The organism is Rhodobacter sp. P2_H5 (assembly GCF_056403335.1).
Map to the genome: position 1 here is coordinate 1 of NZ_JBFUFS010000094.1, position 840 is coordinate 840.

The following is an 840-nucleotide window of genomic DNA, read 5'->3' on the forward strand; positions in this document are numbered from 1 at the left end:
GTCCAAGGATGACGAAAAGGTGCTGGGATGAGCCGGATTTCGGGTGCAAAACACTGGGCCAGACTGGCCCGGAGGCTGGCCCAATTTGGGCCAGGACCCGGCCCGTTTTGGGCCAGCGGCCTCAAGTCCTTGATATTGAATCACTATTCGACATTCCAGTCGAATGGCCCCAAAATGACGTATAAATATAATGATTACAGGTGTTTAGGGCGGTCGTGCAGCCTGCTGCGTCAGGTGTGTATCTTTAGCGGCTGGAACAGACGCCCCTTCCCCCTCTCGGACCTTTTCCACCTCGGGGATGGCGCAGCCAGCCCTGCCGACGTCAGCCCCCGGCAGGGTGGCTGGCGTACCGTCCTTTGTGTTTCGATGGCTGTATTTGCCCTGAATCTAGGTCCGGCCCTTGCCGAAAACGAATGGCGCCGCGGATCAAGCTTCAACTCGAACAGTTCCGATGCCGTCTGGAAGAGGGGTGGCTTCGAGAAAGCTTCCACGCTGTCCACATCTTCTTCCCATCCGAAGGGCAGGGGGCCATTGCGCTTCACGCCTGATCCTGACGCTACGCCCTTGGCCAATCTGCGCAGCCTGATCAGCGCCGCTGAGGCCGGTGCGGCAGACTATGACTCTGTCCAGTATGGGGCCTCAGTCAAACCCTCGAAGCCGCCCACGGCAATGACCCTCGATGAGATCCGGGCCTGGGTTGCAGCCACCCCCGGTCAGAACCACGCCATCGGCCGCTACCAGTTCATCCCAGCGACCTTCGAGCGCCTGGCATCCCTGACCAGCATAGCCGGCACCAACATGTTCTCGGCTGGCCTGCAGGACCGTTGGGCAGACATTCTC

General features: G+C 60.2%; 1 pseudogene. It reads left to right on the top strand.

The annotated features are described in order from the left end of the window. Positions 1–366: 366 nt before the first annotated feature. Positions 367–840 (top strand): annotated as a pseudogene (locus tag AC1DVR_RS23665) (hypothetical protein); the annotation flags it as partial.